The following is a 19,840-nucleotide window of genomic DNA, read 5'->3' on the forward strand; positions in this document are numbered from 1 at the left end:
GGGGGTTACCCGAACCGGAGGTCTGACAAACACTCGATCGTCAGGTGTTCGTCAGGTCAAGATCCCGTCCGCGTTGCGACGATGGAACGGGTGGGGCACAGGAGGGACCGGCGATGACTCTGGCGAACTGCACCGACGGTGCACTGGACCGTGAAGTACGCGACCTTCTCGGCACTCTGGCTTGGGCGCTTCCGGCCGATGTGGTCCGGGAAGTGGTGGCGGCGGTCACGCGGGATCTCGAAGGCCAGGTTCCGGAGGAGGCGTTCCCCGAGTTCTTGCATCGGTCCGCGGTCCAACGACTGCTCGATCAGGCGCTCGTCACCGGTGAATCGGCGCTGGTGGCAGATCCGGCCGGTAGTCCTTCCCGGGTTGCCGAGTGACCGGGGCCGAGTGCGTCGACCAGGTGGTCGAAGCGGTATCGGCAGCATTCTGCGTCAGACCGGTGACCAGAGCAGATCTGTTGACCGCGGCAGTGGCCGCGCACGCGCCCACGCCGGTGCTCGATGCTCTGCTGCGACTTCCGGAGCGTCGATATCACAGCGTCATCGAACTGCGCGGGCAACTGCTCGTCGGGACGACGTAGGGGTGTGCCGGTTGGCATCGTCACCGTCGACCGGGGGCATCGTCGTGGGGTTGGTGCCGTCGGCGATGCTGTGACAATGCCACCGGTACCACCGAAGCCTGGTTCCCCGACCACCCGTGTGTTGCTGGTCGAGGACGACGAGCGCATCCGCCTGGCGCTCGGGCTGGCCCTGAGCGACCTGGGATTCGATGTGCGGGACGCACCATCCGGCGAATTGGCCTTGGAACGGCTCGAGGCGGCCGACATCGACGTCGTGCTACTCGATCTGATGCTGCCCGGGGTCGACGGGCTCACGGTCTGCCGGTTGCTCCGGTCCAGGGGCGACCTCCCGATCATCATCACGACCGCACGATCGGACACCGCCGACGTGATCGCGGGGCTTGAGGCGGGCGCGGACGACTACATGACCAAACCCCTGGTCGCCAGCGAACTGGCTGCCCGAATTCGGGCGCTGCTGCGTCGTCGCCGACCGATCGGCGACGGCACCGTTCAGTCGCGGGTGCAGGTCGAAGACCTTGAGGTCTGGCCGATGGAAGGACGGGTTCGCCGTGGCGGGGCCGACGTCCACCTGACCCGGACGGAATTTCGACTGCTGGCCGAGCTGGTCACGGCCGATGGGGTGGTGGTGACCCGGGAGGAGCTCCTCCAGCGGGTGTGGGGCTACGACTACTTCGGCGACACCCGGCTGCTCGATGTCCATGTTCGTCGGCTTCGGCGCAAGGTGGAAGCCGACCCCGACAACCCCGCCCTGATCACCACCGTGCGCGGAGTGGGCTACCGCTTCAGCTCATCCCCATGAGGGGCTGATCAATCGTGGCCACGAATCGGCGGATCAGGTTGTCGCTGCGATGGCGGGTGGCCATCGCCTTCGGATTGGCGTCGGTGGCGGTGGCCGGCCTGGTTGCCGTGGCGACCTGGCAGCTCGCCACCACCTACATGCTCGAACAGCGTCGACAGAGCGCCACCCTGCAAGCCCAGGTGAACGTCCGGCTGGTGGAGGCGTCGTCGCGCGCCGGCTCCAACAGCCTCGACGAGTTGCTCAGTGGGCTGGTCGTCGATCCCGGTTCGTCCATCCTGTTGGCCAGGCGGGAGGGCCTGCTCACCGGCGGGCGGGCGGTCGACCCGGCCGTCCTGCCGGCGCAGCTGCTCGCACCCGAGCCGGGTGAGACCAGGTGGCTCGTCACGGAGATCGATGGCATCAGGGTGCTGGCGGTCTCGCTCCAGGGGGGAAGCGCCGGCACCGTGTTCGTTGAGCTATTTCCGCTGGTGGAGCTCGGGCGGATCCAGAACTTTCTGATCCTGGTGCTGGTCGCCGGCACCGCGGCGAGCGGTCTGCTGGGAGTCGGCCTCGGCTGGTGGACCAGTAAACGCGCCCTGCGCCCGCTCACCGAGCTGACGCAGTCGGCCGCCCGGGTCGCCGGCGGTGACCTCCACGTCCGGCTGCCCGAGCGGAGCGACCCGGATCTCGCCCCCTTGGCGTCGACGTTCAACGCGACGGTGGAGGCGCTGGAGCGGCGGGTCCGCCTGGACGCCCGCTTCGCCGGCGATATCAGCCATGAACTTCGCTCGCCGCTGACCACGATGGTCAACGCGATCGAGGTTCTTCGGCATCGGCAGGGCGAGATGCCGCCGGTGGCCGGTCAGGCCGTCGATCTGCTCGCCGGCGAGATCGAACGGTTCCGCCAGATGCTCCTGGATCTGCTCGAGATATCGCGCGCCGATCAGGACGTCGATGACCGGGCGATGGAGTCGATCGATCTGGCGATCCTGGTCGCCAAGGTCAGGGAAACCAGCAACCTGACCTTTCCGCTGGTCGTGGAGAGACCGCCGCCCCCGGTCTACGCCGACCGCCGTCGGCTGGTCAGGGTGGTGGCGAACCTGCTGGACAACGCGGAACGGCACGGTGGCGGCGTGGCCAAGGTGACGGTCACCGAACGGCAGGGCAGGGCCCGGTTGGAAGTCGACGACGCCGGCCCGGGGGTGCCGTCCGACCTCAGGACCCGGGTGTTCGAGCGGTTCGCTCGCGGTCGCCACGCCGGAGAACGCGGAGACGAGTCCGGAAGCGGGCTGGGCCTCGCCCTGGTCGCCCGGCATGTTCACCTGCATTCGGGTGCCGTCTGGGTGGAGGATGCCCCCGCCGGGGGTGCCCGCTTCGTCGTCGAACTGCCCGCATCCGCTGATCCCGCCGCCTCGGAGCTCATTGCGGACGTCGTCGGGTGACAGGTCACTGACCCCATGTCGACGACGCCCCTGCAGGCAAGGACGTGGTGACCTGTCACGACGTGACCGAGTTCGGCGACGGTGGCTCGTCGTCACGCCGGTGGGTCAGCCGGCCGCCTGAACCACCTGGACGTTCGCCGTGCTACAGCACGGTTGAAGCGTCGTTGACCAGCCGCTGGGCGGCGCCGCCCGGGGTGTCCGGAGGCGTCGTGGTGTCCCGTTCGGTCACGGGGCCGGGGTTCGAGTGGTCCCCGCCAGGCGGATAGCGGTGGGGGTGCCGGGCACAGTCCGTTGCCTGCGGCCCACCACCAGGACGGCCACCAGCGCGGGCACCGTCACTGCGGCGCACCCGGCGAAGACGCCGCTGTAGCCGATCGCGCTCGAGGATGCCCACCCCAGGAGTGGCCCGGACAGCACCGCGCCGAAGCGGAAGGTGTTGCTGTAGGTCCCGGACGCCAGCCCTGGGCGCGGGATCATGCACTGGAACAGCGTCAGACCGGCACCGGCCACCACGGCGACGAACCAGGCGTTGAGCACCTGCAGGGCCAGCAGCCCGACGGGTCCACCGACGACGGTCATCCCGAGCCCGTAGGCGATGCCGGCGGCGCAGCCCGTGACGATCAGGGTCAGGCTCGAGACCCGGCTGGTGAGCCGCCCGATCAGCAGCAGCGCCGGGATCTCCAGTGCCGCCGCGACACCCAGCGCGATTCCGGCCCAGATGATCGGCAGACCCAACCGGTCGGTGACGAACAACCCCATCACGGCCACCGCCGCGGTGTTGGCCATCTGCAGAGCCACGAATGCGACGATGACGACGACGACCGAGCTCCTGGGCCAGCCGGCCCCGGACTCGCCGGTCACGGTGCCCGGCGTGGACGGCCCCGGCGGGGCGGGTCGGCGAGCCACCATGACGACCGTGTTGGTCACGACCAGGACCGCCACCGCGACGACGGCGAACAGCACGGCGGCGTCCCCGAATGTCCCCATCACCAGGGCGGCCACCGGCGGGCCGGCCACCCAGGCGACCGAGAACACCGCGCGGCTGTTCACCACTTCGCGCGGGCGGGCCCCGGAGTGTTTGAGGTGGGCGAACAGCAGCGAGCTGCCGGCACTGGCGGGTCCACCGAGCGCGGCCAGCGCAGCGACCGCGACGGTCAACGACGACGTGGACGCCAGCACGGCGGCCAACGCCAGACCCAGTAGCGCGCAGCCCAGCATCGGCCGCAGATAGTCGCCCCGGCGGTCGGCCCACGCCGGGACGAGGACCGCGGCCAGGAAGCCGCTGGCGTTATAGACGGCCAGGACCACCCCGACCTGGGTGCCGGTCGCCCCGTACACCGACACCAGGACCAGCGCCAGTGCCGGAGTGAGCAGCGCGAACTGCAGCCCCCAGAACAGCGCCGACGTCGACGTCAGCAATTTCATGACCGGCTCCTCCTGCGCCCTCGTCGGGGGGGACCCACCGCGGGGCGAACCCCGGTCACGCCCCGGGAATGACCCGGCCGAACCTAGCGCGGGTGATCGCGTCCGGCTCGGGTCCGTCACGCGCACCCCGGTGTGCGGTGCCACCGACCCCGGGGCGCCGTTTCTGCAGGAAGGCCGGACCCGTTCCGCTCCGAGCGCGGCCGAGTCACGCTTCGCCGGGCGCGGCGACGGCAAGGCACCGGATGCGGAGCTGTGCTCGCAGCGGGCTGTCCAGACGTACCTGTGGGCGCTGCCGGCGGTCACCGTGCACGCGATGAAGGCCGGGCTCGGCCGGATCTCGGGCACGGGGTACGACGTCCAGTAGGTGTTCGAGGATCGCCGCAAGTCCGACCTCGCTGATCACGACCCCGAACTCTGATGTCAGCTGCGGACTGACCGTCGCCGACCTGCGTACGACCGGTCCCTCGTGATCGAGGCGCCACCCCGGCTGCTGGATTTGATGGACGACTTCCGGCACCGGCCGCTCATCGGTCCGACGCTTGGCGGGTGAGCTACCTCGGGGACATCGGGACACCCGGTCCTGGCCGCGGCGAGGGTGGCCGTCACCTCATCGTCCCCGCAGCCCACGGCGGCGAGATCGCCGACGGGAATTTGGCTTTCACCATACCGACCAAGTGCATGTTCATCATCGTCCGCGGCTTCTTCACTGATGTGCACGAGCTGGCCCCGGTGTGGCCGCGGTCGAGGGAATTGTCATCCGCCCGCTCGATGCGCCCCGTCCGGCCGATGGAGTTGCACCCACGTCCGATGTCGATGCCGACGTCCTGCTCCCAGCCCACGGCATCTCCTTCGATCCCGAGCGGAGCCCTTCCACGACACGGCGGTCGGCGAGCCGGGCCGCAGATTGGTCAGATCGGCCCGAGCCGGTTCGCGGGATCTGTGGGCTGGCCGTGCGGGCGCCCCCGCTGCGTCGCAGGGCCGTGGAGCGTGCAGCGGATCGGCGTGCTGCCGACGAAGCCCAGTGCGCTCGACAGGGACGAATCCGTTGCCCGCCCTGGCTCGCGACGCGCTCGCGGAGCATTGGCGGCCCAGGATGAGGGGGGTCCGCCGCGCAAATGCCCACGGACCGTCGTTGGTACTCGGTCTCACCCGGGCAAACGTGGTGCGCCATCAGGGACTCGAACCCCGAACCCGCTGATTAAGAGTCAGCTGCTCTGCCAATTGAGCTAATGGCGCGTGATCTCGGGCTGCCCCGGGACCGGCGATTACTGTACCTGGCTACTGGTCACAACACGAAACCGCTGGTCAGCAGGTGTCTTGGTGGGCGAAACCACCGTGCTCGGCACGGAAGGGCGGCCGGCCACGCGCAGGAAGCCGCGGGGGAGCGCCGGCGCCGGTGGAGCCCGCGGTTCGGGGGCGGGTTCTCGGTGTGCCGTCACGACGTGTCAGGTTTGACTCGGCTGGGGGCCGCCCGAACGGGTTGTGGCCGTCACCTTTGCGCAGCTCGGCGGGGGTCTTGCCAACGCCGGGTACCCTAGGCGGATCAGCTGCGGGTCCTGCGACGGTGCTGCCCGCCCACCGGAGGAACCGATGGCGTCAGCGAGTGGACCACCGGCGACCGCCCAGCCGGGCGCGCGCCGCCCGGCCGCCGGGCCGTTCCTCGCGCTGCCCACCGGCTCCAACGTGCTCAGCGAGCGCAACAAGCTCGAACGCGCCTACGACGCCTTCCTGAGCACCGGTGACGTCGCGTCGGTCCGCCCGGTCGTCGCGGACTCCTGGCGGCTGTCCCGCGCGAGTGGGGTCAGCCCGGACGGTGTGCTGCCCGAGGTCGACCTGCTCGATTCGGAGCTGGAGGCCTACCGCTCGGCGCACCCGCTCGCCGCAGTGATGCCGCTGATCCGGCGCCTGCTCATCGAGGAGGCCGAGGAGGCCGGTGCGATCGTCGTGGTCGCGGACGCGGATGCCCGGCTGCTCTGGGTGGAGGGTGACGCCACGCTTCGCAGCCGGGCCGAGGCGATGAACTGGGTCGCCGGCGCCCGCTGGGACGAGCGGACCGCCGGTACCAATGCGCCGGCCGCGGCGATGCGTCTGGATCATTCTCTGCAAGTGTTCGCCCGCGAGCACTTCGCCAGCAACGTCGCCGGGTGGTCCTGCACCGCCGCGCCGATCCACGATCCGACCACGGGGCGGGTGCTCGGTGCCCTCGATCTGACCGGACGCGACGATGTCGCCGCCCCGGCGGTGTTGGGCCTGGTTCGGGCGGCGGCGGCCGCCGCGGAGACCGAACTGCGGATGCTGGCGCTGACCCGCCGGGACGCCAAGCCGGCGCGTCGGTCGACCCCGAAAACTCCGACGTTGACCGGGCAGTGGCGACTGCGGGTGCTGGGCCGGGACCGGGCGATGCTGGCCACGCGGAACGACCCGGCCGCCGGCACCGAGCTGTCGGTCCGGCACTCGGAGCTGTTGTTCCTGCTGGCCCGGCACCGTTCCGGGTACAGCGCGGATCAGCTGGCCGTGGCGCTGCACGAACGCGACGTGCCCGCGGTCACGGTGCGGGCCGAGCTGAGCCGGCTGCGGGCCCTCCTGCCCGGTCTGGGACTGTCCGGCCGCCCGTACCGGCTGACCACCCACCTGGCCACCGATGTGGACGCCGTCCGCAACGCCCTGGTGCGCGGTGACCTCGCGGCAGCGGTGGCCGCCTACGCCGGACCGATCCTGCCGTCCTCGGAGTCACCTGAGGTCCAGGCGGAACGCGACGCGCTGCACCGTGACCTGCGCGCGGCGGTGCTCGGCTCAGGTCACGTCCCGGCCGTGCTGAAGTTCGTGAACCGCCCGTTCAGTCGCGACGACATCCTGGTCTGGCGGCACGCGGTGCGGGTGGCGCCCCCGTCCAGCCGTCCGGTGCTGGTCGAGCATCTGCTCCGGATCGAACGGGAACTCGGCGGCGCGCCGGTCCGGCGCTGACCGGACCCGCCGGACGCCGGCGTCCGGGCCCGCGGTCACCACCGGCCGGGACTACCGGTCGGCCAGCCGCTGCGAGTAGTCCCGCACGGTGGGCCGGTTCCGGGCCCTCGGTCCGAACACCAGCCCGAACCCGAAGTCGTCCAGTACCGCGCGCACGTCATCGACGGGCATGGAGCCCTGCCGCTCCAGCACCAGCTGCGGTCGCCGGTCCCCCGTGACGTGCTCGACCCGATGGAATGCCAGGATCGTGGTGGACATCGGCAGGTACCGCGGATATCGGGCCCGGGCGGTGGCCTCGTTCTCGTGCTCGACCAGCAGGAACCCGGGTTCGGCGCCGAACTCGGCCCGCAGCCCCGCGGCCCGCCAGTGGGCGGGGGAGTCCGCTGCCCCGGCGACGTGCCGAGACCGGTTGGCCGAGGTGACGTACAGGAAATCGTCCCCGGTGATGCGCAGCGCGGTCGCCAGAAAGTCCCTGCTGGCACAGGCATATCCGGGCGCAATGACCTGGGTGGTGATGATCGGACCGTCGGCCATGGTCAGGTGCGGCGGGATGTGCTCCGCGGCCGGTCCACGAAACCCGAACGGCCCCAGGGTGAAAAACGCGTCGACGAGTTGCAGGATCCGTCGCCGGGTCAGTCCGGTGGGCAACTCGCCGAAGTCCCAGGCATCCCGGATGGCATTCGGTGGCGCCGTGATGCTGCCGACCTGGGTCGGCGGCCGGCCCTTCATCAGGTTGACCCGGCGCACCGTCGCCTCGTCGGCGCGGGTGGTGATCGCGTAGAAGTTGGCGAACGCGTGCGCGACGATGGCACCGGCGTCGAGCGCCCGCGCGGCGAAGCCGGCGTCCCGGCCGATCAGTCGGCGTGCGGTGATCGGCGCAGTCATCGATCCGGTCGAAACACTCATCACATTCCCCCCCAGGCTGTGTGCGGTCAAGAGCACCCGGCGGCCACCGGTGATACAGGCCGGCCGGTCCAAAGCGCGTCCGGCCCGTGACAGCGGTCACGTGATCGGGCTCACCGAGGCGCAACGTTGGCGCAACGATGCCGCTCCTACGGTCTTGCTCATCGCACAGCCCGGATGGGACGTGCTTGAACCGACGAGGAGGTCGATGTGACGGTCTATGCAGCTCCGGGACAGCCGGACAGCAAGGTCACTTTCAAGCCCCGCTACGACAATTTCATCGGGGGGGAGTGGGTCGCTCCGGTCAAGGGTCAGTACTTCGAGAACGTCACCCCGGTCACCGGTCAGGTGTTCACCGAGGTCGCCCGGTCCACCGCCGAGGACATCGACCTGGCCCTGGATGCCGCCCACAACGCCGCCCCGGGTTGGGGCCGCACCTCGCCGGCCGAGCGCGCGGTCATCCTGAACAAGATCGCCGATCGCATCGAGGCCAACCTCGAGAAGATCGCCGTCGCCGAGACCTGGGACAACGGCAAGCCGGTCCGCGAGACCCTGGCCGCCGACATCCCGCTGGCCATCGATCATTTCCGGTACTTCGCCGGGGCGATCCGGGCGCAGGAGGGCTCGATCTCGCAGATCGACTCCGACACCGTTGCCTACCACTTCCATGAGCCGCTGGGTGTGGTCGGGCAGATCATTCCCTGGAACTTCCCGATCCTGATGGCCGTGTGGAAGCTGGCCCCGGCGCTCGCCGCCGGCAACGCGGTCGTGCTCAAGCCGGCCGAGCAGACCCCGGCCTCGATCCTGGTGCTGATGGAGACGATCGGCGACCTGCTGCCGCCCGGCGTGATCAACGTCGTCAACGGCTTCGGCGTGGAGGCCGGCAAGCCGCTGGCGTCCTCGAAGCGGATCCGCAAGATCGCGTTCACCGGTGAGACCACCACCGGCCGGCTGATCATGCAGTACGCGTCGGAGAACCTGATCCCGGTCACCCTCGAGCTGGGCGGCAAGTCGCCCAACATCTTCTTCGAGGACGTCGCCGCGCAGCGGGACGCTTTCTACGACAAGGCCCTCGAGGGCTTCACCATGTTCGCGCTGAACCAGGGCGAGGTCTGCACCTGCCCGTCCCGGGCGCTCATCCAGAGTTCCATCTACACCGACTTCCTCGCCGACGCGGTGGCCCGCACCGAGAAGGTCATCCAGGGCAATCCGCTCGACCTCAACACCATGATCGGTGCGCAGGCGTCGAACGATCAGCTCGAAAAGATCCTGTCGTACATCGAGATCGGCAAGGCCGAGGGCGCCAAGGTGCTCACCGGCGGCTACCGCAACGAGTTGGGCGGCGACCTGGCCGGCGGCTACTACGTCAAGCCGACCATCTTCGAGGGTGACAATTCGATGCGGATCTTCCAGGAGGAGATCTTCGGGCCGGTCGTCGCGGTGACCTCGTTCGCCGACCAGGACGATGCGCTGAAGATCGCCAACGACACCCTGTACGGGCTGGGCGCCGGTCTGTGGACCCGGAGCGGCTCCGCCGCCTACCAGGTGGGCCGGGGCATCGAGGCCGGCCGGGTATGGACGAACTGCTACCACCAGTACCCCGCGCACGCCGCGTTCGGTGGCTACAAGCAGTCCGGCATCGGCCGCGAGAACCACCACATGATGCTCGACCACTACCAGCAGACGAAGAACCTGCTGGTCTCCTACGCCCAGAGCGCCGTCGGATTCTTCTGATGCCGCATGACATGTCGGAGGATTCGGGCCGATCGGTGGCCGGTGGCGCGACACCGGATCCGGTCGCCCGGGTCGCGCTCACGCCCAAGGCGGTGGCATTGCTGTCCGAGCTCACGCAGTTGCACGGACCGCTGATGTTCCACCAGTCGGGCGGGTGCTGCGACGGGTCCGCCCCGATGTGCTACCCGCTCGGCGAGTTCCGGACAGGCGGCGCCGATGTCCGCCTCGCCGAGCTGGATGCGGGCCTGCCGCAACCGATCCCGTTCTGGATGTCGGAGTCGCAGTTCGAGTACTGGAGCCACACCCACCTCACGGTGGACGTGGTTCCCGGGCGCGGCAGCGGGTTCAGCGTGGAGTCGCCGACCGGGCAGCGGTTCCTGATCCGGTCGCGGTTGTTCACCGACGAGGAGTCCGAGCGGCTCCCCGCGGTGGTCAGTGGTGGATAGCGGCGAGTAGCCCCGACGAGTCTTCCGGTCGCCGTGCCGGGCAGCCACGGCATGGCGACCGGAGTCCAGCCCGCAGCCCCGACGAGCGGCCGTCCGCACCCGAATTCACGGATGCCGACGGCCGCTCGTTGCTGTTATGGTGCCCTCATGACATCCCGGTCGATGACCACGCACCAGAGCTGGTGGCGGAACGCCTGACGGCGTTCCGTGATGTCCCCGACCTCCGGCCGCCGCAACGCGGCCGTCGAGGACCTGTTTTCCTCACCGCTTCTCCTTCCGGTGAACGCGAACGACCGTGGTGGCGGCCCCGCACCGAAGGAGCCCGCCATGACCACGACCACCGTCCTCGACCGGTCCGCCACCGCCCCCGATGACATCTCCCTGCACGACCGCATCACCCGGCACCCGGACGCGTTCCGGGTCCTGTCCGGCGACCGGCCCACCGGGCCGCTGCACCTGGGCCACTACCTCGGCACCCTGGCCAACCGGGTGCGCCTGCAGAACCTGGGTGTTCCGGTGGTCGTCGTCATTGCCGACTATCAGGTGATCACCGATCGATCCGATCCCGGCCCGCTCCGGGATCGGGTCCGCACCCTGGTCGCCGAATACCTGGCCGCCGGCCTGGACCCCGACCGGACGGTGATCTTCCCGCACTCGGCGGTGCCCGCCCTGAACCAGTTGATGGTGCCCTTCCTGTCCCTGGTCACCGACGCCGAACTGCGTCGGAACCCGACGGTGAAGGCCGAATCGTTGGCGGCCCGTCGCCCGCTGGGCGGCCTGCTGCTGACCTATCCGGTGCACCAGGCCGCGGACATCCTGGGTGTCGGTGGCACCGTCGTCCCTGTCGGCCGGGACCAGCTTCCGCATCTGGAGACGGCGAGACTGATCGCCCGCCGGTTCAACGAGCGCTTTGGCACGGTCTTCACCCCGCCCGAGCCGCTGCTGACCGGAACCCCGAACCTGCTCGGCACCGACGGTGCGAAGATGTCCAAGACCCGGGGCAACACCATCGGCCTGGGCGACACCGCCGACCGGACCGCCGCGATCGTGCGCGGCGCACAGACCGATTCGAACCGGCGGATCACGTTCGAGCCGACGAGCCGCCCACAGGTGGCCAACCTGCTGTCCATCATCGGCGAACTCACCGGCCAGCATCCGTCCGACGTCGCGGCGGAGATCGGCGACGGGGGAGCGGCCGAGTTGAAGCGTCGGGCGACCGAGGCGATCAACGACACGCTCGCCCCGGTCCGGCGCCGGCGCGCTGCTCTGCTGGCCGACCCCGGCCACCTCACCGGGGTGCTCGTCGACGGCACCGCCCGTGCCACCGCGATCGCCGGCGACGTGCTGAACCGGGTGCGGACCGCGATGGGCATGGACTATTTCGCCGGCGGGTGAGCCCACGCGTGGGGCGTGGCGCGATCACCCGGCGGGACGGGCCGACCCGCGTAGCGGGGAGCGCCGATCGCCGAAGGTGTGAACCCCGCTCGGAAGAGTCGAAACGACGGTCGCGCGGCGTGGTGTCCCCCCATCGTGGGAGGTCATCCCTCGGTGGGGGCACACGAAAGGGTGGCAAGTCCTCGTTGCGTTGTGTAATGGCCGGATGACCGGGTGGTTGTCGGACGCTGCAGCGTGACCGATCTTGTTGGCCCACCGGGTCGGTCCGTACGGTCGGAGGCCGGGGACGCATGAAGGGGGGGCGAATGGGGCTCGACGAGAGTTCGTACGAACGGCACATGGGGGCTGTCAAGGCCTTGATGGAATCCCTGCCGGCCGGGTGGCGGCCGACGGCTCGGGATCCCATCGAGGATGATCCGCGCCCGGGGGACGTGGCCCGGCCCAGCATCCACAGCCCTCGGCGTCCCTGAACGCCACTATTCGATCGCTGGGCCGACAACCAGGGGTCAGGCCCATCGACGAAGATCGTTCGCCGATGACCTGAACCGGGAAAACGTGGGGTGAGCGACGGGACTCGAACCCGCGACCACCGGCACCACAAGCCGGAGCTCTACCAGCTGAGCTACGCCCACCACGATCTGCGCGCCGCATCTGCGCCGCACGGACCGGAAGGAGTCTACAGGGTGTCGGCGGGACCCTGGACCAGCGTCTCGGCCGGTGGGTGAGCAAGGACGTCCGCGTAGCGCGTCGACACCTCGGTCGCCACCGCGAGGACCTGTTCGCCGGTCGGGCCGGGCGCCGGCACGAATGCCGTCCCCCGGTAGTAGGCGAGTTCCCGGATTGATTCGGTGATGTCGGTCAACGCCCGATGTGACATCTCCTTGGCCGGCTGGCCGAAGTAGATCCGTGGGTGCCACCGCCGGCACAGTTCTTTGATGCTGGACACGTCGACCATCCGGTAATGCAGGTAGTCGTCCAGCAGCGGCATGTCCCGGGCGATGAATCCCCGGTCGGTGGCGATCGAGTTGCCGGCCAGCGGCGCCGACTTCGGTTCGGGCACGTGCTGGCGGATGTAATCGAGAACCATCTTCTCGGCCTCGGCGACCGAGACGGTCGAGGCGCGAACCCGATCGGTCAGACCGGACTTCGCGTGCATCTCGGTGACCACGTCGGGCATCGCGGCCAGGGCGGCGTCGTTGGCGTGGATCACGACGTCGACGCCGTCACCGAGGATGTTCAGGTCGCTGTCGGTCACCAGCGCAGCAATTTCGATGAGACGGTCCGACCGCAGATCCAGGCCGGTCATTTCGCAGTCCACCCACACCAGTCGATCGTTCACGGATGGTGACAGTAGTCCGACCCAGAACAAGGACAGACAGTGACAGCAGGCCGGGTCCGGGGTGGCGCCTGCGGATGGCGGTCGGATGCCGCATGCTCGGGCGGTGACAGCATCGACGGGCGGCGACGGATCGGCCGCGCAGCGGATCGCGCAGGGCTACGACACCGCCGCTCCGGCGGTTGTCCTCGGATCGGTGGTGATCGGCGACACCGCCGACCCGACTTGCCTCGTACGGATCCCGCTGTCCATGTTCAACCGGCACGGCCTGGTCGCCGGTGCGACCGGCACCGGCAAGACCAAGACCCTGCAGCTGGTGGCGGAGCAGCTGTCCGCGGCCGGGGTCCCGGTGTTCATGCCGGATATCAAGGGCGACCTGACCGGACTCATGGTGCCCGGCGAGACCAACCCGAAGATCGCCGAGCGGGCTGCGGACACCGGTGACGACTGGGCCCCGGCGAGCGTGCCCGTGCAATTGCTCTCCCTCAACGGCCAGGGCACCGCGGTGCCGGTGCGGGCCACCATCGACTCGTTCGGCCCGATCCTGCTGTCCAAGGTGCTCGACCTGAACGAGACGCAGGAGTCGACCCTGGGCCTGATCGTGCATTGGGCGGACGAACGGAACCTGCCGCTGCTCGACCTGAAGGACCTGCGGGCCGTCGTCCTGCACTTGACCAGCGACGAGGGAAAGGAGGACCTACGTGCGCTGGGCGGGGTGTCCAAGGCGACCGCCGGGGTCATCCTGCGGGCGGTCACCAATCTCGACGCGCAGGGCGGCGACCGGTTCTTCGGCGAGCCCGAGCTCGACGTCGCCGACCTGCTGCGGGTGGACGCGAACGGGCGCGGTGTCGTCACCCTGTTCGAGGCCGCCGGGCTGCAGACCAAACCGGCGTTGTTCTCCACCTTTCTCATGTGGCTGCTGGCCGAACTGTTCGAACAGATGCCCGAGGTCGGCGACGTCGACCAGCCCAAGCTGGTGTTCCTGTTCGACGAGGCCCATCTGCTGTTCGCCGATGCGTCCAAGGCATTCCTGCAGGCCGTGCAGCAAACCGTGAAGCTCATCCGGTCCAAGGGCGTCGGCGTCTTCTTTTGCACCCAGCTGCCCACCGACGTGCCCGGACCGGTGCTGTCCCAGCTGGGCGCCCGGATCCAGCACGCGTTGCGCGCCTTCACCCCTGACGATCAGAAGGCGCTCAAAGCCACCATCAAGACCTACCCGGTGACCAAGGATTACGACCTGTCGGCCGCGTTGACCGGTCTGGGCACCGGGGAGGCCATCGTCACGGTGCTCTCCGAGCGGGGCTCGCCGACCCCGGTCGCCTGGACCCGGGTCCGCGCTCCCCGCACCCTGATGGCCCCGGCCCCGGCCGCCGTCGTGGCCGCTGCCGTTGCCGGCTCGCCGATGGCCGGCAAGTACGGGCCGGACGTGGATCGGCAATCCGCCTACGAGATGCTGACCGCCCGGCTGACCCCGCCCGCCGCGCCCCCGCCACCGGCACCGTCCGCTCCGGTGCCGACGCCGACCGCACCGACCGTGGGTGCCGACGGGTGGCCGACGCTGACCCCCGAGCCGTACAACCCCTACCTCGACGAGGCGGCACCGGCGCCGCGCCCGGCGCCCCGCTCGGCGCCGGCGGATCCGGGCGGCGGGCTCGCGGACGTGCTCGGCAATCCGGCGGTGACCTCCTTCATGCGCTCGCTCGGCAGCTCGCTCGGCGGCTCCCTGGGCCGGTCGATCTTCGGCACCCGCAAGCGACGACGATGAGCGGCCGGCGGAACGATTCGCCGAGCCGGGGCGTTGCCCGGAGGGACGACCGACGGGCATCCGGGCCGCCGGCAGCCGAAAGGAACTGACGTGGACTCGCTCCTGTGGATCGTGATCATCGCCGCGATCGTGGTCGCCGGCGTGTGGTACATGCGCCAGCGGACCGTGACCGCAACCCGTTCGCTCGACGACTCCCGGGCCGAGGCCCGCCGCTGGGTCGAACGGCTCGGCGGCCAGGTGTACGCCCTCGACCCGCGGGACGAGCCGGCCGCGCGACAGGCCCTGGCGGACGCATCCGAGCGGTACACCGCGGCCGGCTCGCAGGTGGAGCAGGCCACATCGGTGCAGCAGTACCGGCTGGCCCAGCAGACGGCCTACGAGGGCCTGTACTACGTCCGCGCCGCCCGCACCTCGCTCGGGTTGGACCCGGGCCCGGATCTGCCGGCCATGCCCGGCCAGCAGCAAGCCGGCGCGGTCACCGAGGAACGCCGGGTCAACGTCGAGGGGCACGAGTACGAGGCCTCCCCGAACCCGGGGCGCGCCACCCAGCACTACTACCCGGGCGGCATGGTGGCCGGGCGGCCGGTGCCGCGTGGCTGGTATTCGGAACCGTGGTGGAAGCCTGCGCTGGTGGCCGGTGCCTGGGGTGTCGGCACCTACCTCGTCGCGTCCACCCTGTTCTCCGGGATGGCCGGCATGGGCGCGTGGGAGGGCGGCTACGACGCCGGATACGACGCGGGATTCGATGCCGGCAACGCCGACAACCAAGGCGCCGACTACTCCGGTGACCAGGGCGGTGACTTCGGCGGCGACATGGGCGGTGGTGGCGACTTCGGGGGCGGCGACTTCGGCGGCGGCGATTTCGGCGGGGGCGGTGACTTCGGCGGCTTCTGAGGGAGCCGGACCGATCGCCGGGCCCGCGCCGCGCCGGGCCGTCATGTGTCCCTTGTCGGTCCGAAAGGGTGATTAGGGCCGCACGCAGAGTTACGACTTGGTAAATATCAGGGTTCACGGCACCGGCTGCGTGTCGCAGCGTGACTATTGTCGGCCCTGAGCGCGATCAGGCGGGGGCAATGCGGCCGATCTGACGATCCTGGGCTGCGCCGAACATCACTGTCCGTTGCTGTCGTGCTCATTCGGGTTTGTCACCGAAAGGTGGCCCCGTGGTCGGAGTCTCGTATGTCCTGTTTGCCGTGCGGTCGGCCTCTGCGGTCGGTCGTTCTCCACGTCCTGCCACCGGCCCGGGGGATCGCGGCGTGAGCCGGGGACCGCGCTCACTGCGCGTCATGTCGATCCGGCAGCGGGTCGCTATCGTGCTCGTCGCCGTCCTGAGCCTGCCGTTGTTCGGCCCGATCGCCTCCGGTCAGGCGGCCCCGGTGAACGGGATCGAGAACGGTGACCTGTCGGCCGCTGGTCCGGGCGCGTTCACGTGTTTCAGCGACTACGGGTGGGGTTCGCACGCGTCGTCGGTCACTGCGGTGACCGGTCGCGGCGGGGTCGGCCGGGCGGCGTCGTTGACGATCAGCGGGTGGGCGTCCGGCGACCGCAAGCTACAGCAGACCGAGTCCGCCGGATGCGCGCCGGCGGTCGTCGCCGGCCAGCAGTACCAGTTGGGGGTGTGGTACACCTCGACGCGCGAGGTCAACGTGACATTGGCGCGGCACTCGGCGGACGGGTGGACGTACTACACGGACCTGAAGACGCTGCCGGCCGCGGCGAACTTCACCCAGGTGCAGGTGGTGACGCCGCCCTTGCCGGCCGGGACGGACCAGCTGAGCTGGGGCTTGTCGATCGTCGGTAACGGCACCGTCGTCACCGACGACTACTCGATCGCCGCGGTGGCCGGCCAGGCGACTCCGGTGAACGGAGTTCCGAACGGTGACCTGTCGGCCGGTGATGCCAGCAATTTCACCTGTTTCAGCGACTACGGATGGGGTTCGCACACCTCGGCGGTGAGCGCGGTGACCGGCCGTGGCGGGAATGGGCGCGCCGCGTCAATGACGATCGCCGGCTGGACGTCCGGGGATCGCAAGCTGTTGCCGACCCAGTCGGCCGGTTGTGCACCGGCCGTCGTGGGTGGCCAGCAGTACCAGCTGGGGGTCTGGTACACCTCGACGCGTGAGGTGAACCTGACGCTGTTCCGGCATTCGGCGGCGGGTTGGACGTACTACACCGATCTGCAGACGCTGCCGGCCGCGGCCAATTTCACCCAGGTGCAGGTGGAGACGCCGCCGCTACCGGCCGGGACGGACCAGCTGAGCTGGGGCCTGTCGATCGTCGGCAACGGCACCGTCGTCACCGACGATTACTCGATCGCGGCGGCCGGCGGCAGCACGCCGGACCCGGGCGCCGAACTGGCGACCAACGGCGACCTGTCCGCCGGAGCGGGAGTGCCCACCTGTTTCCAGATGGTCGGCTGGGGCCAGAACACCATCAACCAGCAACTGATCAACGACGTGCCGGCCGGATCGGCCGGCCGCACCTGGCGCATCTCCATGTCCAACCGGCAATCCGGCGACTACAAGCTGATCGCCGGGGAAGCCGCCGGCTGCGCGCCGACCGTCACACCCGGCCAGGTCTACGACTTCTCGGTCAAGTACCGGTCGACCGCCGCCGGCCAGTCGATCACCCTGTTCCGGCACACCCCGGCCGGCTGGCAGTACTGGATGGATCCGCAGTCGCTGCCCGCGTCGGCGGACTGGTCGACCGTCAAGGTGGCGACCCCGGCGATCCCGGCCGACACCGACCGGGTCAGCTTCGGAGTGTCGATCTACGCGAACGGCGACCTGGACACCACGGGCTACTCCTTCCAGCTGCACGACGATCAGCCCCCGAACGACCCGACCGACCCGACCGACCCGGCGGTGATCGGCAAGTGGACCGTCTCGGACACCCAGCTGCCGCTGCGGACGATCCACTCCACCATGCTCAAGGACGGTCGCCTGCTGCTCATCGCCGGATCCGGCAATCAGGCCGACCAGTTCCGGGCGGGGACCTTCAAGGCGTCCGTGTGGGACCCGGTCGCCAACACGTTCACCAACCTGACCGTGCCCGAGGACATGTTCTGCTCGGGACACGTCACCCTCGCCGACGGGCGGGTGCTCATCGCGGGGGGCACGGCGAACTTCCCCGGCACCGGCGGCGCGATCAACTTCCAGGGCGCCAAGTTCAGCTACGTGTTCAACCCGGCCACCATGAAGTTCACCAAGATCTCCGACATGGCCGACGCACACTGGTACCCGACACTGACCAAACTCGGCAACGGCGACGTCTGGGCGGCCGGCGGGCTCAACGCCCAGTCCAGCGGCCCGACGAACACCGAAATGTTCTCGTCCAGCCAGTTCCGCTGGTTGGGCATCAACGAGGTGCCGCAGACCTGGACGTACTGGGGTACCTACCCGCACATGTTCCTGATGGCCGACGGCCGGATGTTCTACAGCGGCGGCCACACCTTCGGCAACCAGCGGCCGGGTACCGGCGCGAGCATCTACGACTGGAAGACGGCCAAGGTGGCTGACGTGCCCGGGCTGCGCGAGGTGAACCTGCGCGACCAGGCCGGCTCGGTGCTGCTGCCGCCGGCGCAGAACCAGAAGGTGATGATCGTCGGCGGTGGGAACACCGAGCAGTACGCGGACGGCACCGACCTGGTCGACATCATCAACCTGAACAGCGCCACCCCGCAGTACGCGCCGGCGCCGTCGGTGCCCGGCGGCGGTCGCACCTATATCAACCTGGTGACCCTTCCCGACCGGACCGTCCTGGCCACCGGTGGCGCCCATGGCAACCGTGGCGCCGAGGTCATCTCGTCGTCGACCTACGATCCGATTGCCAACAAGTGGCTGGACACCGCCGACGATCCGGTCGGCCGCGGTTACCACTCCTCGGCGGTTCTGCTGCCCGACGGGCGGGTGGCCGTGCTCGGCTCGAACCCGGCGGACAACTCGTTCGAACTGCGGATCTCGGTCTACTCACCGCCCTACCTGTTCCAGGGCACCCGGCCGACCGTGAATCCGGCCGCGGCGACCCTGACCTACGGTCAGCAGGTCAATCTGGCGGTCACCGGTGACGTGGTGGCGGCGTCCCTCACGGCACCGTCATCGGCCACGCACCAGACCGACACCAACGCGCGGCTGGTCGACCTGCCGATCACCGGGACCGGTACGAACCGGCAGGCGACGGTGCCGGCGAACGCCAACCTGCTGCCGCCGGGCCCCTACATGCTGACCGTGCTCGACTCCGAGGGCGTACCGTCGGTCGCCGCGTGGGTGAAGGTCGGATGAGGCGCCCCTGGCTCGCCGGGACCCTGCTGGTGCTGGGACTGGCCGCGATTCTGATGCTGTGGATCAACGTCGGTGCCGACCGATCCGTCCCTCGGCCGAACGGCGCATCGTCGGTGCTGGGCGGCGGCGGCGCCCCGTCCACCGCGACCCCGTTGACGCCGGCGTCGCCCGCGAGCGCCGATTCGGGGGGCGGGATCGGTGCGGGCGCCGCGGCGGTTGATCCGGGCCAGGCGGTCGCCCCCGGGCCCGCCGATGGGTCGACCCCGGCCGATCCGGCGTCCGTGCCGCCGGCCGGGAATGCGAGCTCCGGCGCGGACGACCCGAACGCGGCGGCCGCCGACCGGCGGCAGATCGGCCTGGCCGAGGCCGCCGGCCAGGCGCCTCCCGAGACGACCAGCGCCGCCGCGCCGAGCCTGGCCAATCAATGGGTCGACGCCGACGCGGCCGGGGTGAACGAGGGCGTGAAGCAGCAGGCCGCAGGCGTGACACTGCAACCCGCTCCCATCGTCGACCCGACCCAGGTCCTCCCTAACGGGCTGACCAATGGCTGTGTCGCCGGCTACGGACACGGAACCCAGTGCCTGCCGCAGACACCGCCCAGCCACGCCGGCCACGGTGTCGGCGACATGTCGATCTACTGGACCTGCACCGAGGCCCGGTTGCTGCTGCCGGACGGCATCGTGCTGGATACCCCGGGCAAGGACCCGCTCGGGCTCGACGGCAACGGCGATGGGACCGCCTGCGGCCCCGGTGACCGGTAGCCCGGTCGGCTCGTTAGGGTCCAGATCC

At 70.0% G+C, this 19,840-nt stretch carries 17 protein-coding genes and 2 tRNA genes; 13 read left to right on the plus strand and 6 right to left on the minus strand.

Annotation, left to right across the window (positions count from 1 at the left end; all coding sequences use genetic code 11):
- The first annotated feature begins 113 nt into the window (after positions 1 to 113).
- From ACILSK_RS11735 to ACILSK_RS11750, 4 genes are all read left to right on the plus strand, one after another.
- Positions 114 to 380, plus strand: a complete 267-nt coding sequence (locus tag ACILSK_RS11735; RefSeq protein WP_395727337.1) for a hypothetical protein — start codon at positions 114 to 116, stop codon at positions 378 to 380.
- A gap of 62 nt (positions 381 to 442) precedes the next feature.
- The gene (locus ACILSK_RS11740) at positions 443 to 583 is read left to right on the plus strand and encodes a DUF2795 domain-containing protein (RefSeq protein WP_395727338.1); all 141 of its coding nucleotides are present in this window, start codon (positions 443 to 445) and stop codon (positions 581 to 583) included.
- A 76-nt stretch (positions 584 to 659) separates the two neighbouring features.
- Positions 660 to 1,382, plus strand: a complete 723-nt coding sequence (locus ACILSK_RS11745) for a winged helix-turn-helix domain-containing protein (protein WP_395727339.1) — start codon at positions 660 to 662, stop codon at positions 1,380 to 1,382.
- Between the two features lie 14 nt (positions 1,383 to 1,396).
- Positions 1,397 to 2,803, plus strand: a complete 1,407-nt coding sequence (locus ACILSK_RS11750; RefSeq protein WP_395727340.1) for an ATP-binding protein — start codon at positions 1,397 to 1,399, stop codon at positions 2,801 to 2,803.
- Between the two features lie 225 nt (positions 2,804 to 3,028).
- On the opposite strand, the gene ACILSK_RS11755 is transcribed toward ACILSK_RS11750, so the two are convergent.
- On the minus strand, positions 3,029 to 4,228 hold the full coding sequence (locus ACILSK_RS11755) for an MFS transporter (RefSeq protein ID WP_395727341.1): 1,200 nt from the start codon (positions 4,226 to 4,228) through the stop codon (positions 3,029 to 3,031).
- A 130-nt stretch (positions 4,229 to 4,358) separates the two neighbouring features.
- On the opposite strand from ACILSK_RS11755, the gene ACILSK_RS11760 reads away from it, so the two are divergent.
- Positions 4,359 to 4,592 (plus strand): hypothetical protein, encoded by a 234-nt coding sequence (locus tag ACILSK_RS11760; RefSeq protein WP_395727342.1) that lies wholly within the window; start codon positions 4,359 to 4,361, stop codon positions 4,590 to 4,592.
- A gap of 238 nt (positions 4,593 to 4,830) precedes the next feature.
- Here the strand turns inward: ACILSK_RS11760 and ACILSK_RS11765 are convergent, their stop codons facing one another.
- Both ACILSK_RS11765 and ACILSK_RS11770 read right to left on the minus strand, forming a co-directional pair.
- Complete coding sequence (locus ACILSK_RS11765; protein ID WP_395727343.1) at positions 4,831 to 5,067, minus strand: hypothetical protein; 237 nt, start codon at positions 5,065 to 5,067, stop codon at positions 4,831 to 4,833.
- A gap of 321 nt (positions 5,068 to 5,388) precedes the next feature.
- Positions 5,389 to 5,464, minus strand: a tRNA-Lys gene (locus ACILSK_RS11770).
- 354 nt (positions 5,465 to 5,818) lie between these two features.
- Between ACILSK_RS11770 and ACILSK_RS11775 the strand changes: the two genes are divergently transcribed.
- Positions 5,819 to 7,192: a GAF domain-containing protein gene (locus ACILSK_RS11775; protein ID WP_395727344.1), complete on the plus strand. Its 1,374-nt coding sequence runs from the start codon at positions 5,819 to 5,821 to the stop codon at positions 7,190 to 7,192.
- 51 nt (positions 7,193 to 7,243) lie between these two features.
- Here ACILSK_RS11775 and ACILSK_RS11780 read toward each other — a convergent pair whose 3' ends face one another.
- Positions 7,244 to 8,098 (minus strand): hypothetical protein, encoded by an 855-nt coding sequence (locus ACILSK_RS11780; protein WP_395727345.1) that lies wholly within the window; start codon positions 8,096 to 8,098, stop codon positions 7,244 to 7,246.
- A gap of 207 nt (positions 8,099 to 8,305) precedes the next feature.
- Between ACILSK_RS11780 and adh the strand changes: the two genes are divergently transcribed.
- From adh to trpS, 3 genes are all read left to right on the plus strand, one after another.
- Complete coding sequence (gene adh / locus ACILSK_RS11785) at positions 8,306 to 9,829, plus strand: aldehyde dehydrogenase (protein ID WP_395727346.1); 1,524 nt, start codon at positions 8,306 to 8,308, stop codon at positions 9,827 to 9,829.
- Between the two features lie 11 nt (positions 9,830 to 9,840).
- Complete coding sequence (locus ACILSK_RS11790; RefSeq protein WP_395727374.1) at positions 9,841 to 10,275, plus strand: DUF779 domain-containing protein; 435 nt, start codon at positions 9,841 to 9,843, stop codon at positions 10,273 to 10,275.
- A 327-nt stretch (positions 10,276 to 10,602) separates the two neighbouring features.
- On the plus strand, positions 10,603 to 11,670 hold the full coding sequence (trpS, locus tag ACILSK_RS11795) for a tryptophan--tRNA ligase (RefSeq protein ID WP_395727347.1): 1,068 nt from the start codon (positions 10,603 to 10,605) through the stop codon (positions 11,668 to 11,670).
- 556 nt (positions 11,671 to 12,226) lie between these two features.
- On the opposite strand, the gene ACILSK_RS11800 is transcribed toward trpS, so the two are convergent.
- Together ACILSK_RS11800 and orn are read right to left on the minus strand one after the other, a co-directional pair.
- A tRNA-His gene (locus tag ACILSK_RS11800) sits at positions 12,227 to 12,302 on the minus strand.
- A gap of 44 nt (positions 12,303 to 12,346) precedes the next feature.
- Entirely contained in the window at positions 12,347 to 13,009 is a 663-nt protein-coding gene (gene orn, locus ACILSK_RS11805; protein WP_395727348.1) for an oligoribonuclease, read from the minus strand.
- An 85-nt stretch (positions 13,010 to 13,094) separates the two neighbouring features.
- On the opposite strand from orn, the gene ACILSK_RS11810 reads away from it, so the two are divergent.
- The 4 genes from ACILSK_RS11810 to ACILSK_RS11825 all read left to right on the plus strand — a co-directional run bounded on the left by ACILSK_RS11810 (position 13,095) and on the right by ACILSK_RS11825 (position 19,812).
- Positions 13,095 to 14,771 (plus strand): helicase HerA-like domain-containing protein, encoded by a 1,677-nt coding sequence (locus tag ACILSK_RS11810; RefSeq protein WP_395727349.1) that lies wholly within the window; start codon positions 13,095 to 13,097, stop codon positions 14,769 to 14,771.
- Positions 14,772 to 14,861: 90 nt separating this feature from the next.
- On the plus strand, positions 14,862 to 15,665 hold the full coding sequence (locus ACILSK_RS11815) for a hypothetical protein (RefSeq protein ID WP_395727350.1): 804 nt from the start codon (positions 14,862 to 14,864) through the stop codon (positions 15,663 to 15,665).
- A 362-nt stretch (positions 15,666 to 16,027) separates the two neighbouring features.
- Positions 16,028 to 19,051 carry a galactose oxidase-like domain-containing protein gene (locus ACILSK_RS11820; protein WP_395727351.1) on the plus strand — a complete coding sequence of 1,008 codons (3,024 nt, stop codon included), beginning with the start codon at positions 16,028 to 16,030 and terminating at the stop codon, positions 19,049 to 19,051.
- Positions 19,048 to 19,812, plus strand: coding sequence for a hypothetical protein (locus ACILSK_RS11825; RefSeq protein WP_395727352.1), 765 nt, complete (start codon positions 19,048 to 19,050; stop codon positions 19,810 to 19,812). Before ACILSK_RS11820 ends, ACILSK_RS11825 begins: the two co-directional genes overlap by 4 nt.
- Positions 19,813 to 19,840 lie beyond the last annotated feature (28 nt).

The sequence above is a fragment of the Nakamurella sp. genome (assembly GCF_044224575.1).
GTDB lineage: Bacteria > Actinomycetota > Actinomycetes > Mycobacteriales > Nakamurellaceae > Nakamurella.